This window comes from Stenotrophomonas sp. SMYL8 (genome assembly GCF_036320065.1).
GTDB classification, from domain to species: Bacteria; Pseudomonadota; Gammaproteobacteria; order Xanthomonadales; family Xanthomonadaceae; genus Stenotrophomonas; species Stenotrophomonas maltophilia_A.
On sequence record NZ_JAWIRR010000009.1, the window covers coordinates 85,680 to 99,366 of the forward strand.

Consider the following 13,687-nt stretch of genomic DNA (forward strand, 5'->3'; position numbering starts at 1 on the left):
CATGCACTGGAGCATCCTGTGTGACTTCGACGGCACCATCAGCCTCGAAGATGTCATCGACTCGCTGCTGGAGAAATACGGCCAGCCGGGCTGGCAGGAACTGGAAGACCAGTGGAAAGCGGGAAAGATCGGCTCGCGCGAATGCATGCAGGGCCAGGTCAGGCTGCTGAAGCTGGACCCGGCCACGCTCGACGCCCACCTGGACCAGGTGCAGATCGATCCGGCCTTTGCCGCCTTTGTCAGCCGTGCCGAACAGCTGGGCGTGCCGCTGCGCATCGTCAGCGACGGCCTGGACCATGCGATCCACCGCATCCTCGCCAACCACGGCCTGTCGCGACTGCCGGTGGTGGCCAACCACCTGCGCTGGTGCGATGACCACTGGGAGCTGGAATCGCCCTACCAGGCCGAAGGCTGCCGCAGCGGCACCTGCAAGTGCACCTGCGCTGCGCAGGCGCGCGCCAACGAAGCACCGCGTGTGCTGATGATCGGCGATGGCAGTTCGGATTTCTGCGTCTCCGAAGATGCCGACTTCGTGTTCGCCAAGCGTCGCCTGATCACCCATTGCACCCATGCCGGCATCGAGCATGCCGCCATCGATACCTTCCACGATGCAATCGCACTGCTGCCGCGCCTGCTCGATGGCAGCCTGCTGCAGCCACGTCGTATCGACGCCAGCCCGCAGCCCGCCTTACTGCCCCTGCTGCTGGCCACCGCCTGAGCACTCCCTTCCAAGCACGCCCCCGCTACCTCTTTCGAACGTCCTTCACGGAACCGAACTGCATGAACATTTTTGACAAGAACGCCAACGCCGCCGCCTCCGACGCGCAGCTGCTGGCCGACGAAGCCCGTTACAGCTCCTTCGGCGATACCGTCCACTACGTCGACCCGCCGAAGATCTTCCAGCGCGGCGAAGGCAGCTACATGTTCGACGGTGCGGGCGTGCCCTACCTCGACCTGCAGATGTGGTACTCGGCCTGCAACTTCGGCTACAGCAACAAGCGTCTGAACGATGCGCTGAAGGACCAGATCGACACCCTGCCGCAAGTCGCCAGCCAGTACCTGCACCCGACCCGCGTGCAGCTGGCCAAGACCATTGCCGTGGACATGCATGAGAAGTTCGGCCTCGACGGCCGCGTGCATTTCAACGTCGGCGGCGCGCAGGCCATTGAAGACTCGCTGAAGATCGTGCGCAACGCGCGTGGCGGCAAGAGCCTGATGTTCGCCTTCGAGGGTGGTTACCACGGCCGTACCCTGGGTGCGTCGTCGATCACCTCCAGCTACCGCTACCGCCGCCGCTACGGCCACTTCGGCGAGCGCGCGATGTTCATTCCGTTCCCGTACCCGTTCCGTCGCCCGAAGGGCATGACCCCGGAAGAGTATTCCGACCATTGCGTGTGGCAGTTCGAGCGCCTGTTCGAAAGCGAATACAACGGCGTGTGGGATCCCAAGGTCGGCCAGGCGGAGTACGCCGCGTTCTATGTCGAGCCGATCCAGGGCACCGGCGGCTACGTCATCCCGCCGCGCAACTTCTTCACCGGCCTCAAGCGCGTGCTGGACAAGTACGGCATCCTGATGGTCGTCGATGAAATCCAGATGGGCTTCTGGCGCACCGGCAAGCTGTGGGCCATCGAGCACTTCGGCGTGACCCCGGACGTGCTGGTGTTCGGCAAGGCGCTGACCAACGGCCTGAACCCGCTGTCGGGCCTGTGGGCGCGCGAAGAGCTGATCAACCCGACCGTGTTCCCGCCGGGCTCTACCCACTCCACCTTCAACTCCAACCCGCTGGGCACCCGCCTGGGCCTGGAAGTGCTGAAGCTGGGCAAGGAAATGGATTACGAGCGCACCGTGCCGGAGAAGGGCGCGTACTTCCTCGACGGCCTGCGTGGCCTGCAGAAGCGCCACCCGGAAATCGGCGACGTCGACGGCCTGGGCCTGGCCCTGCGCGCGGAAATCTGCCAGACCGACGGCTACACGCCGAACAAGGAACTGCTGGATCGCATGGTCGACATCGGCTTGGCCGGTGACCTGCTGCACGACGGCAAGCGCATGGGCCTCGTGCTCGACGTGGGTGGCTGGTACAAGAACGTGATCACCTTCGCGCCGTCGCTGGACATCAGCTACGAAGAGATCGACCTGGCGATCACCCTGCTTGACCAGGCGCTGACCAAGGCCAAGGGCTGAGGTCCGATGCGCTGCCGGTTCCCGTGCCGATGGAAATGACGTCACGCGCGTCCAGCACCGCGCTGGAACCGGCCGCGCTGCTGGAGGGCTTCCTGGCCCACCCGCCGCTCGGATTCGAGGCAGGCCGCCTTCCCAGCGGCCTGCCGACCTTCCGTGCGCCACTGGACCTGACCACGACGATGGATGACGGGCTGCGCGGCAAGCTGCTTGGCCTGCCGCTGTCGCGCCTGTGGCGGCCGTGGATCACCTGGAAGACCCGCTTCGTCGGTGCCACCAGCACCGAGTACACCCCGCTGCCCGCGCACGTCGCACCAGAAGCATTGGCTGAGGACGTGACGCGTCACGCGATCGGCGATACGCGCCTTCTGGTGGTCAAGGACCTGGCGATCGATTCGCCGCTGCTGGACGACGCGGCCAACGCACACAGCGGTGCCTTCCTGCAGGCATTGCTGGCACGCGGCTTCGTCGAACTGGAAGGCATGCCGCTGGCCTGGGTGGCGATCGATTTCGATTCGATCGATGGCTATCTCGGCCGCCTGTCGTCTTCGCGCCGCAAGAACATCCGGCGCAAGCTGCGCTCGCGCGACGACCTGCAGATCGACTGCATCGCCACCGGCGATCCGGCCCTGGCCGACCCGCAGCTGCAGGCCGAACTGTATGCCTTGTACCTGGGCGTGTACGCGCAGAGCGCGGTGCATTTCGACCAGCTCGACCTGCCCTACTTCCAGCATCTTCTGGCCGACAGCCAGGGCCAGGGACGGATGTTCCTGTACCGCCACCAGGGCCAGCTGATCGGCTGGAACCTGTGTTACGTGCATGCGGGCAAGCTGGTGGACAAGTACATCGGCCTGGCCTATCCGCAGTCCCGCGAGCACAACCTGTACGCGGTGAGCTGGATGCACAACCTCGAATACGCGCTGCAGCACAGCCTGAGCCACTACGTGGCCGGCTGGACCGATTCGCGGATCAAGGCCGAACTGGGTGCCCGCTTCACCTCCACCCGGCATGCGATCCACGCCCGTTCCCCGCTGCTGCGCGCCGCCCTGCGCAGGCTGGCCCCGTACCTGCAGGGCGAACCTGATGGAGGCGGTTGAACGATGCCGTTGCGTTCCCCGTTGATCCTGGACCTGGACGGTGGCGTGCTGCCGCTGCCAGAGGCGCATACCCTGGCCCTGCCGCAATGGCACGATCCACTGCGCTTCGCCTGCCGCAATGCCACCCTGAACCGTTTCGCCACTGAAGTGCTGGCACCGTTGCCGGCCCCGCTCGGCACGGTCATGCTCGGCAGTGGCGACTTCCATCACCTCAGCCTGCCGCTGCTGCAGCGCATGCGCACGCAGGCGCCGTTCCAGCTGGTGGTGCTGGACAACCATCCGGACAACATGCGCTTCCCGTTCGGCATGCACTGCGGGTCGTGGGTGAACGCCGCCAGCAAGCTGCCGCAGATCTCGCACATCCACGTGCTCGGCATCACCTCCAGCGACATCGGCCTCGGCCATGCCTGGGAGAACCACTGGCGCCCGCTGATCGGCGGTCGCCTGACCTACTGGTGCATGGACGTGGACGTGGGCTGGGGGCATCGCCTCGGCATGGGCCACGCCTTCCGCCGTTTCGAGCATCCCGAAGCGCTGGTGGCCGCGTTCGCTGCCGAGCAGGCCAAGTCGCCGCAGCCGACCTACCTGTCGATCGACAAGGATGTGTTTGCCGAGGACGTGGCCCGCAGCAACTGGGATCAGGGCCGCTTCCAGCTGGAACACGCGCTGGTGGTGATCGAAGCGCTGCGCGCCGGCGGCCTGGTCGGCAGTGACATCACCGGTGAGGTGTCGCTGGCCAACTACCAGAGCCGCTTCAAACGCTGGCTGTCGTCGCTGGATGGCCAGCCTGACGTCAGCGCCGGGGATCTACCGCTGTGGCAGGCGCGGCACCAGCAGGTGAACCGCGAGCTGCTGGCGGCGATGGCCGCCGTGCCGACCGCCTGCTGACCGCGTCGGTAATGCCGGCCGTTGGCCAGCGTGGCTTCGGTAGTGCCGGCCGCTGGCCGGCAATGCCAACCAAGGTTGGCAACTACCAGACCCAGGCAGCGTCGGTCGTGCCGGACGCTGGTCGGCAACCTCATTGTTCCCGGGCTCACGGGGATGCCGGCCAGCGGCCGGCACTACACTGGACGCCTGCCCCAGGAGCCCTCGCCATGCCCCAGACCGTCATCCCCCAGCTGCGCATGCGCCACGCCGACACCACCCTGCCGTTCTACGTGCAGGGACTGGGCTTCGTGGTTGACTGGGAACACCGCTTCGAACCCGGCTTCCCGCTGTTCGCCCAGCTCACCCGCGACGGCCAGACGATCTTCCTCACCGAACACAGCGGCGACTGCGAGGTCGGCGGCGCGGTGTACTTCATCGTCGAGGACGTCGACGCCCTGCACCGCGCCTTCAGCGCCGCAGGCGTCCCCATCGAACAGCCGCCGCATGACACCGAATGGGGCAGCCGCGAGATGCTGCTGGTCGACCCCGACGGCAACCGTCTGCGCTTCGCCACCGACGCCAGCTGAACCGCCCGGCCTTGAGTTGTATATACGAAATATATACGCTTCGTATATCCACTCCACCAGGACCGCCCATGGGCATCGTCAACATCGATGACACCCTGCACGACCAGCTGCGCCGTGCCTGTACCGTCTCCAGCCGCTCGATCAACGCCCAGGCCAACTTCTGGATCCGGGTCGGCATGCTGTGCGAGCTGAACCCCACGCTGAGCTTCCAGGACATCGTCGCCAGCGAGCTGCGCGCGGCCGGCGTGCAGCCCCCGTTGCTGCCGCCGGGCCAGGTCTGAGCCAATGGGCATCATCAAGCGCCCCGACGAGATCGCGCTGATGGCCGAATCGGGTCGCCTGCTGGCGCAGGTGTTCGCCGCGCTCGACCAGCTGCCGTTGCAGGGCCGCAGCACGATGGAGATCAACGATTTCGTCGAACGCATGATCGTCGATGAACTGCAGGCGAGGCCGGCCAGCAAGGGCCAGTACGGCTTCCCGTACGTGCTCAACACCTCGATCGACAACGTGATCTGCCACGGCGTACCCAGCACCACCGACGTGCTGCGCAACGGCCAGATCGTCAACCTCGACATCACCCTGGAGAAGAACGGCTACATCGCCGACTCCAGCACCACCTACCTGGTCGGTGAGGTCGACTACGCCGCGCGCAGGCTGGTGCAGACCGCCTACCAGGCGATGTGGAAAGGCATCGCTGCGGTCCGCCCCGGCGCACGCCTGGGCGACATCGGCCACGCCATCGCCCGCCACGCGCGCAGCCACGGCTACAGCGTAGTGAAGGAATACTGCGGCCACGGCATCGGCCAGGAGATGCACGAGGAACCGCAGATCCTGCACTACGGCCATCCCAACACCGGCATGGTGCTGGAAGAAGGCATGGTGTTCACCATCGAACCGATGCTCAACCAGGGCAAGCCGGCCATCCGCCAGCAGCCGGACGAATGGCCGGTGTACACCCGCGACGGCAAGCTGTCGGCGCAGTTCGAGCATACGGTGGCGGTCACCCGCACCGGCGTGCGGGTACTGACCCTGCGCCCCGGCGAGACGCCGTTGTGCGCGGTGGATGCCGCCTAGAGTGGCCGTTGCTGCATCCCGGCACCCTCGTGCACGGCGCGCTTCCGTGCCGTCAGCGGTTCGCGTACCCGCTGTGCCGCATAGCCGACGCTGGCTGCGAGAATGAAGGTGTAACCAAGGAGTTCGGTGGTCTCCTCGATGGTGTTCTTGAACACGCGGATGTACTGGTCACCCAGCAGTCCGGTCCACAACGACGTCATGCCGATCAGACGCGAATAGAACAGCAGCAGGACCAGGCCGATCGTCATCACGGTACCCGGCCGGGATACAAGAAAACGCACCAGCGCCGGCATGGCCCGGCGCCAGTCGCGGCTGGCCCAGGCCAGTGAACCGATGATCAGCACGGCCACCGGGTACTTCCAGAAGCCGTGTGCGATCAGGTCCAGCGCCTCATCCATTTCACGCAGGAGCATGCAGGCGAACAGCGCGGCCGCCAGAACGGCAAAGGCCCGATCATCGGCACGTCGCAATGCAAGCCGGACGAAGGCAGCCACGCTGGCGACCAGGAAGCCTTCCTGGGTCAGTTCGACCAGCGACCACTCGCCGACTGCATTGCCCAGCCAATGGATGTCGAGCCAGGCCAACGCAGGCGGAAGCGCCATCATCAGGCCGAACAGGAAGGTGCGCCCCAGGTGGGACAGGAGCAGCTGTAGATTGTCTTTCATGCAACACCGATGCCGCGCCGTGGCGGTCGTACAACGAGAACACAGGCGACCGGGGGGCTGCCGAACGACGGCATGCGCGGCGGGGTCGCGACCAGGCGCGCATTATCCGCGCTGTATCCGGCCACGTGAACCGTACCGGTGGAACACATACGCAACACCGGCGCACGTCACGCACTCATGGCGATAAAGGACGCAGCAGCAACAACGTCGCCAGGCAGAACATGAAGATCGCCACGCCTGCATCCAGCACACGCCAGGCGCCCGGCCTGCGGAACACCGGCTGCAACAGGCGCGCGCCATAGCCCAGCGTGCAGAACCAGGCCACACTGGCAATGCAGGCACCGGCGGCGAAGGCCCAGCGCAGATCGCCCGGGTAACGCGTGGACAGACTGCCCAGCAGCACCACGGTATCCAGATAGACGTGCGGGTTGAGCAGGGTGAAGGCCAGGCAGGTCAGCAGTACCTGCCATCCGCTGCCGCCCTGCGCCTCGGCGGCGGCCAGCGCACTGCCACCGCGCCGTGCGCGCAGCCCCGCCTGCAGGCCATACCAGAGCAGGAAGCCCGCACCACCGAAGCGCAGCACCTGCAGCAGCAGCGGCCACTGCAGCACCAGCGCGCCCATGCCGCCGACGCCGGCCAGGATCAGCACGATGTCCGCGCCGGCACAGGCCAGCACCACCCTGCCCACATGGCGCTGCTGCAGGCCCTGGCGCAGCACGAAGGCGTTCTGCGCACCGATGGCGATGATCAGGCCGGCACCTGCGAACAGGCCGGCGGCGGTAGCGGCGATCCACATCAGGACAGGCCAGGCAGCGAGAGGACGCGCAGGGTGCGGCCGCTGACCCTGTTTAGACAATCTGATTTTTCTTTATCCTGTGCAGGAAAACTGAAGAGGCACCGGCATGGATCTGGTACATCCGCAACTGGCCGCGTTTGCTGCGGTGCTGGAAGAAGGCAGCTTCGACGCCGCGGCACGCCGCCTGTCGATCAGCCCGTCGGCCCTGTCGCAACGGATCAAGGCGCTGGAGGACAGGCTCGGCCAGGTACTGGTGGTACGTCAGGCACCGTGCCGGCCCACCGCCGCAGGCGAAGCGCTGCTGCGCCGGGTCCGGCCGATGCAGGCGCTGGAGGCCGAGGCATTGGCCGAACTGCTGCCCGAACGCGGCAGCGATGCCGCGCGCACGCCGATCCCGTTGGCGGTCAACGATGACTCGCTCGATACCTGGTTCGTGCCGGCCATCGCCGAACTGCACCAGCGCCATGGCTACCTGTTCGACCTGCGCATGGATGACCAGGACCATACCCTGCAGCTGCTGCGCGATGGCAGCGTGCTCGGCGCGGTCACTGCCGAAAGCCAACCGGTGAAGGGCTGCAACGTGCATCCGCTCGGCGCCATGCGTTACCACGCCATCGCCTCGCCCGGCTTCGCCCGCCAGTACTTCCGCGACGGCATGCAGGCCACGGCCCTGGCGCGCGCACCGATGCTGGTGTTCAACCGCAAGGATGAACTGCAGTGGCGCTTCGTGCGGCGCCTGACCCGCGCCCGCCTGCAGCCACCGCTACACTACCTGCCCTCCTCCACCGGTTTCGTCGAAGCCGCTGCGTGCGGACTCGGCTGGGGCATGGCCCCGGAAACCCTGGTCGCGCCCGCCGTGCGCGCCGGCCGCGTGGTGGTACTGGAACCCCGCCGCTGGCTCGATGTGCCGTTGTACTGGCAGCATGCCGCCGTACGCTCAAGCACGCTGCAGCACATCACCCAGGCGCTGCGCACTGCGGCCAGCAGCACCCTACGATGAGGACAATCCAATGACCGCAGACCCGGGCTTCACGCCGCACGCACTACCGTTTGCGCACTTCTTCACCACTGGGACGGCATGGGCGTGATCGGCCGACGTACAAGGATGCACGGCGCGAGGGCGGCGCTGGCGCTGGCAGCCTGCCTGCCACTGGCTGCAGCGGCGCAGACTCTCACCGATGCACCCGCATTGGACTGGGAACAGGCGCGGCAGCGCCTGGAGCAGGTCTCCGATGCACTGGCCGCCGCCGACGCAGCGGTGCGCAACAAGCAGGACCTGCAGGACGCCACCCGCCTGCTGCGCCTGCCGGAGATCACCGGCGAAGTGCGCCGGCTGCAGTTCCAGAAGACCCTCACCCTGCCACTGGGTTCGCTGGCGCCTGTCGCCGAGGCCTATGGCATCGACTCGCCGCTGTCATTCACCGAACGCGACTGGCGTACCCGGCCCGTGGTGACCGCGGTGCTGCCGTTGTACACCGGCGGCGTGATTCCGGCCGCGCAACGTGCCGCCAGCGCTGCCCACGAGCAGGCCAGCGCCGAGCGCGAGGCTCAGCGTCAATCGCTGACCGTGCAGCTGGCCCAGGCCTATTTCGGCCAGCGCCTGGCCGAGCAGGCAGTGGATGTGCGGCGCGACGTACGCGATGGCCTGAACCGCCACCTGTCCGACGCGGAGAAGCTGGAACGCGAGGGCTTCGCCACCCGCGCCCAGCGCCTGCAGGCCACCGTGGCCCGCGACAAGGCCGAGCGCGAATACCAGAAAACGGTGAACGACCTGGCCACGCTGAAGGCGGCGCTGGCCACGCTGCTGCGCAGTGGTGGCGAGGTACAGCCGGTGTCGCCGTTGTTCGTGCAGCGCGTGCCGCTGGAACCGGTGGCCAGCTTCGAGCGTACTGCGCAGGCACGCCAGCCGCAGATCGCACGCCTGCGGGCGATGGTGGCGCAGGCCGAACAGGGCGTGCGCGTGCAGCAGGCCAAGCTGAAGCCACAGATCTTCGCCTTCGGCCAGTACGACTTTCGCCGCCGTGACGAGATGTTGACCGATCCGGACTGGGCATTCGGCATCGGCCTGAAGTACACCTTCCTGTCGCCGAACTCGCGGCCGGCGCAGATCAGCGCCGCGCGTGCGCAGCAGGACCAGGCCGAAGCGGGCCTGCGCGAGGCCGAGAACCAGGTCGCACTGGGCGTGCGCAAGGCCTGGAACGAACTGGAAACCGCGCGCCAGCAGTACGTGCTGCTCGACAGCAGCATCGCCCAGGCACAGGAAAACCTGCGCCTGCAGGAGCTGGCGTTCCGCGAAGGCCAGGCCACCTCGCTGGATGTGATCGACGCGCGGCTCGGCCTCGGCGGCGCCCGTGTCGAGCGCGCACAGGCCGCCTACCAATACGATATTGCGCTGGCACAGTTGCTGGAGGTCAGTGGACAGATGGACCGTTTCGAAGAGTTCCGGCGGCGTGCGGACGAGGTGATCGACCATGAGTGATGTGCTGCACGACGATGCAACGACGCCCCCGGCCAAGCGCCGCCTGGGCCCGATCCTGATAGTGGTGCTGCTGGTCGTGGTGGTGCTCGGCCTGTGGCTGGCCTGGCGCAGCCCGGCCGACCAGATCCAGGGCATGGCCGATGCCGACACCATCAACGTGGCCGCCAAGATCACCGCGCGCGTGGCCGAACTGAAGGTGCGCGAGGGCGACCGCGTGCAGCCCGGGCAGGTGCTGTTCCTGCTCGACAGCCCCGAAGTGGCCGCCAAGGAACAGCAGGCGCACGGCGCATTGGCCGCCGCACAGGCGGTGGCCGACAAGGCCGACGAAGGTGCGCGCAGCGAGGACATCCGCGCCGCCGAAGCGAACTGGAAGCGGGCTGAAGCCGGTGCGACGCTGGCTGAAGCGACCTACCAGCGCGTGCAGAACCTGTTCAACGAAGGGGTGATGACCCGGCAGAAGCGCGATGAAGCGCATGCCCAGGCCACCAGTTCGCGCGAACTGGCGCGTGCCGCCCGCGCGCAGTACGACATGGCCTTGGCCGGCGCACGCGAGCAGGACAAGCGTGCCGCGCAGGGCCAGGTGCAGCAGGCACAGGGCGCGGTGGCCGAAGTCAACGCCGCGCGTGTCGAAGTGGAAGGGCGCGCGCCGGTGGCCGGCGAGATCAACAAGCGCATGGCCGACCCGGGTGAACTGGTGCCGGCCGGCTACCCGGTGTTCACCCTGGTCGACATCGACCGCATGTGGGTGGCGATGAACCTGCGCGAATCGCAGATGCAGGGCCTGAAGGTCGGCAGCAAGCTGCAGGGCAGCGTGCCGGCGCTTGGCCAGGACGGCGAGTTCGAGGTTTATTTCATCAATCCGGCCGGTGACTATGCGACCTGGCGGACCACCCGCCAGTCGTCCGGCTACGACGTCCGCAGCTTCGAGGTGCGGGTGCGCCCGGTACGCCGCATCGAGGGCTTCCGCCCCGGCATGAGCGTGCTGTTCGCATGGCCCCAGCACTGAGCCCCGACAGCAGCAGCTTCGCCGCCAGCTGGCGGCGTGAGCTGCGGTCGCTGCGCGGCAACCGCGCCGACCTGCTGCTGGTCACCCTGCTGCCGCTGCTGATGCTGGCCGTGATGGCGTGGATGTTCACGCCCTCGGTGATGCGCGACATCCCGATCGCCGTGGTCGACCTCGACCACAGCAGCGACAGCCGCCTGCTGCTGCGCATGCTCGATGCCAGCCCCGGCGTGCGCATCGCCAGCCAGCCTGCGGACATGCAGGACGCACGTTCGCAGCTGCGTCGGCTGGATGTGTTCGCCATCGTGCTGGTGCCGCGCGATGTCACCCGGCAGGCGTTGCGTGGGCGCCAGGGCACGGTGTTCGCCTATTACAACGCCACCTACATGACCACCGGCCAGTCCGCGGCGCGCGATATCGGCGACGCGGTCTCGGCCTGGAACGCACGCCTGCTGCGCGAGCGCATCGGCCTGCAGGTCGGCCCGGGCAAGCTGCGTGCGGCACCGATCGCGGTGCAGTCGGACATCCTGTACAACCCGGCGCGCAGCTACGAGCTGTTCCTGCTGCCGCTGATCTTCCCGGCGGTGTTGTCGCTGGTGCTGGCACTTGCGGTGGCCGGCAGCCTCGGCCGAGAAATCCGCGACGGCACCCTGCCCGCCTGGCTGGGCCGCACGCCGTGGCTGGCGATTGCCGGCAAGGTCGCGCCGTACATCCTGCTGTTCTCGCTGTATGGCGCGCTCGGCATCGGCTACCTGGCCTGGCTGCGCGGTGATGGTGTGGCCGGCAGCGTGCTCCTGCTGCTGCTCGCTCAACCCCTGTTCTATCTGGCCACCGCCGCCTACGCGCTGTTCTTCGTCGGCGTCACCCGCGACATGGGTACCGCACTGTCCGCGGTCGGCCTCAGCATCGGTACTGCACTGGCATTTTCCAGCGCCACCTTCCCGGTGCTGGACGGGCCGCTATTCACCCGCGTCTGGCATCAGCTGCTGCCGCTCAGCGCCTATATCAAGCTGCAGACCCAGCAACAGTTCATCGGTTCGCCGCTGCAGGTTTCGGTATGGCCGCTGGCCACGTTGCTGCTGATGTCAGTGGTGGCTGGCGGCATCGGTGGGCTGCGCCTGATCGCCTTCGCGCGTACGCCCGAAGCCGCGCAAGCGGCGGGGGCCGACGCATGAGCGCACTCTGGCGCAGCCTGCGGCAGACCCTGATGGCGGTGCTGTGCGACCGCTATGCGATCGTAGTGATGGTCGGCGCGGTAATCCTGTACTCGTTCTTCTACCCGGCCGCGTATCGCCACCAGGTGGCCGGCAACCTGCCGGTACTGGTGGTGGATGAAGACCACAGTGCCACCAGCCGCGAGCTGCTGCGAAAGCTCGACGCGTTGCGGGTCGCACGCGTGGTCGGGCAGCCTGCGGACATCGACAGCGCGCGCCAGCAGCTGGAAGCCGGTCATGCCGAAGGCATCGTGCTGATCCCGGCCAACCTGGAGCGCGACATCCTGCGCGGCCACCCGGCCAAGCTGGTGCTGCTCGGCAACGGCGCCTACCTGGGCCGTGCCAGTTGGGTGCTGGGCAGCGTAGCCGATGCACTGGGCGCGTTCGGACGTGATGCCGTGGTCGGCCAGGCGGCCTTCATGGGCGCACCGCAAGCACCACCGGTCACGCTGGTGCAGCGCCCGCTGTACAACACCCAGGAAGGCTACGGCAGCGCCATCGTGCCGGGCGTGGCCGAGCTGATCGTGCACCAGACGCTGCTGATGGGCATCGGCGTCCTGCTCGGTGGCCGTCGTCTCGCACTCGGCCGGCGCCTGCGCTTCGACCTGCCGACGCTGGGCGGCATGGCACTGGGCTTCGGCCTGATCGGCCTGTTCGGCCTGTTCTACTACGCCGGCTTCACCGCCTGGGTGCAGGACTATCCGCGTGGCGGCAACCCATTGGGCCAGCTGCTCGGCGGCACCTTGTTCATCGCCGCCACCGTGGCCTTCGGCCTGTTCGTCGGCAGTTTCTTCCGCACCCGCGAACGCGCCTTCCAGTACATCATCGCCACCTCGATCCCGCTGTTCTTCCTGGCCAACCTGTCGTGGCCGGCAGTGATGACGCCACCACCGCTGGTCTGGCTGGCGCAGCTTCTGCCCACCACCTCGGGCATCAACCTGATGGTGCGCCTGAACCAGATGGACGCCCGCCTGGCCGAAGTCAGCCACGAACTGGTCACCCTCACCGTCCTGCTGCTGCTCTACGGCAGCCTCGCCAGCTGGCGCCTCCTCGCAAAAAAGGGGACGGAGGGGATTAAGTCGTAAACGGCCGGTTTGGGCGATTGCGACTTAATCCCCTCCGTCCCCTTTTCCCATAACGACGAACGCCGGCGCTGGGCCGGCGTTCGAGTACTGCGGTGTGGAAGGGGAAGCGGGGTCTGGCTGTGATCGATCAGCGGTAGACGCGTTCGCAGCGACGTTCCACCACGCGGTCGCCGTTCTTCTGCTGGCTGTTGCCCTGGATCTGGCGACCGGCCGCACCACCTGCAACGGCGCCTGCCACGGTGGCCAGCTTCTTGCCGTTGCCGCCGCCTACCTGGTTGCCGAGCAGGCCACCGATCACGGCGCCGGTAGCGGTACCCGTGATGCGGTTCGGATCGCGCGAGTTGCGCTGCACTTCCACGTTCTTGCAGACCACGCGGCTGCCGTCGTTGAACTTGCGTCCCTCATCGCGCGGGCCATAGGTCTGCGCGCCGGCCACCGACGAAGCCGCCAGCAGGGTGCCCAGCACAAACAATCGGGTCGAGGTCTTCATGGCCATCTCCTGAGTTCCGGTATGGCGCCAGTGTCCTCCCGCGGTTGGCAACCGGAAGTGAAATGCGCGTGTCCGCCACTTCATCGGCCATCGCACGTTCAGGAAGAAAATCCGCGCCCATCGCGACCAGCCGTCGCGATGGGCGCCGTCTC

The 13,687-nt window shown here is 67.2% G+C and carries 15 protein-coding genes; 12 read left to right on the plus strand and 3 right to left on the minus strand.

The annotated features are described in order from the left end of the window. The first annotated feature begins 1 nt into the window (after nucleotide 1). From V3B25_RS09830 to map, 7 genes are all read left to right on the plus strand, one after another. Nucleotides 2-718: an MtnX-like HAD-IB family phosphatase gene (locus V3B25_RS09830; protein WP_329810593.1), complete on the plus strand. Its 717-nt coding sequence runs from the start codon at nucleotides 2-4 to the stop codon at nucleotides 716-718. Nucleotides 719-780: 62 nt separating this feature from the next. Beyond that, nucleotides 781-2,181: an aminotransferase class III-fold pyridoxal phosphate-dependent enzyme gene (locus V3B25_RS09835; protein WP_201118482.1), complete on the plus strand. Its 1,401-nt coding sequence runs from the start codon at nucleotides 781-783 to the stop codon at nucleotides 2,179-2,181. Nucleotides 2,182-2,210: 29 nt separating this feature from the next. Beyond that, complete coding sequence (locus V3B25_RS09840) at nucleotides 2,211-3,275, plus strand: GNAT family N-acetyltransferase (protein WP_201118480.1); 1,065 nt, start codon at nucleotides 2,211-2,213, stop codon at nucleotides 3,273-3,275. A 3-nt stretch (nucleotides 3,276-3,278) separates the two neighbouring features. Next, the gene (locus V3B25_RS09845; RefSeq protein ID WP_049424514.1) at nucleotides 3,279-4,163 is read left to right on the plus strand and encodes an arginase family protein; all 885 of its coding nucleotides are present in this window, start codon (nucleotides 3,279-3,281) and stop codon (nucleotides 4,161-4,163) included. Nucleotides 4,164-4,369: 206 nt separating this feature from the next. Further along, complete coding sequence (locus V3B25_RS09850; RefSeq protein WP_049424512.1) at nucleotides 4,370-4,729, plus strand: VOC family protein; 360 nt, start codon at nucleotides 4,370-4,372, stop codon at nucleotides 4,727-4,729. Between the two features lie 68 nt (nucleotides 4,730-4,797). Next, nucleotides 4,798-5,010: a ParD-like family protein gene (locus V3B25_RS09855; RefSeq protein ID WP_005412680.1), complete on the plus strand. Its 213-nt coding sequence runs from the start codon at nucleotides 4,798-4,800 to the stop codon at nucleotides 5,008-5,010. Between the two features lie 10 nt (nucleotides 5,011-5,020). Next, nucleotides 5,021-5,803, plus strand: coding sequence for a type I methionyl aminopeptidase (gene map, locus V3B25_RS09860; RefSeq protein WP_329810618.1), 783 nt, complete (start codon nucleotides 5,021-5,023; stop codon nucleotides 5,801-5,803). Here map and V3B25_RS09865 read toward each other — a convergent pair. After that, the gene (locus tag V3B25_RS09865) at nucleotides 5,800-6,468 is read right to left on the minus strand and encodes a hypothetical protein (RefSeq protein ID WP_329810594.1); all 669 of its coding nucleotides are present in this window, start codon (nucleotides 6,466-6,468) and stop codon (nucleotides 5,800-5,802) included. The genes map and V3B25_RS09865 overlap by 4 nt on opposite strands. Nucleotides 6,469-6,643: 175 nt before the next feature. Continuing rightward, nucleotides 6,644-7,264 carry a LysE/ArgO family amino acid transporter gene (locus tag V3B25_RS09870; protein ID WP_329810595.1) on the minus strand — a complete coding sequence of 207 codons (621 nt, stop codon included), beginning with the start codon at nucleotides 7,262-7,264 and terminating at the stop codon, nucleotides 6,644-6,646. Nucleotides 7,265-7,370: 106 nt separating this feature from the next. On the opposite strand from V3B25_RS09870, the gene V3B25_RS09875 reads away from it, so the two are divergent. From V3B25_RS09875 to V3B25_RS09895, 5 genes are all read left to right on the plus strand, one after another. Beyond that, nucleotides 7,371-8,264, plus strand: a complete 894-nt coding sequence (locus V3B25_RS09875) for a LysR family transcriptional regulator ArgP (protein ID WP_049424506.1) — start codon at nucleotides 7,371-7,373, stop codon at nucleotides 8,262-8,264. A 78-nt stretch (nucleotides 8,265-8,342) separates the two neighbouring features. Next, a complete protein-coding gene (locus V3B25_RS09880; RefSeq protein WP_329810596.1) occupies nucleotides 8,343-9,743 on the plus strand; it encodes a TolC family protein in 1,401 nt (466 codons plus the stop codon). After that, nucleotides 9,736-10,749 carry an efflux RND transporter periplasmic adaptor subunit gene (locus tag V3B25_RS09885; protein WP_032127538.1) on the plus strand — a complete coding sequence of 338 codons (1,014 nt, stop codon included), beginning with the start codon at nucleotides 9,736-9,738 and terminating at the stop codon, nucleotides 10,747-10,749. Before V3B25_RS09880 ends, V3B25_RS09885 begins: the two co-directional genes overlap by 8 nt. Beyond that, entirely contained in the window at nucleotides 10,734-11,921 is a 1,188-nt protein-coding gene (locus tag V3B25_RS09890) for an ABC transporter permease (RefSeq protein WP_049424500.1), read from the plus strand. The genes V3B25_RS09885 and V3B25_RS09890 overlap by 16 nt, the downstream gene beginning before the upstream one ends. Next, on the plus strand, nucleotides 11,918-13,045 hold the full coding sequence (locus V3B25_RS09895; protein WP_049424498.1) for an ABC transporter permease: 1,128 nt from the start codon (nucleotides 11,918-11,920) through the stop codon (nucleotides 13,043-13,045). The genes V3B25_RS09890 and V3B25_RS09895 overlap by 4 nt, the downstream gene beginning before the upstream one ends. Before the next feature lie 127 nt (nucleotides 13,046-13,172). Here V3B25_RS09895 and V3B25_RS09900 read toward each other — a convergent pair whose 3' ends face one another. Then, nucleotides 13,173-13,541 (minus strand): glycine zipper 2TM domain-containing protein, encoded by a 369-nt coding sequence (locus tag V3B25_RS09900; RefSeq protein ID WP_049424497.1) that lies wholly within the window; start codon nucleotides 13,539-13,541, stop codon nucleotides 13,173-13,175. Nucleotides 13,542-13,687 lie beyond the last annotated feature (146 nt).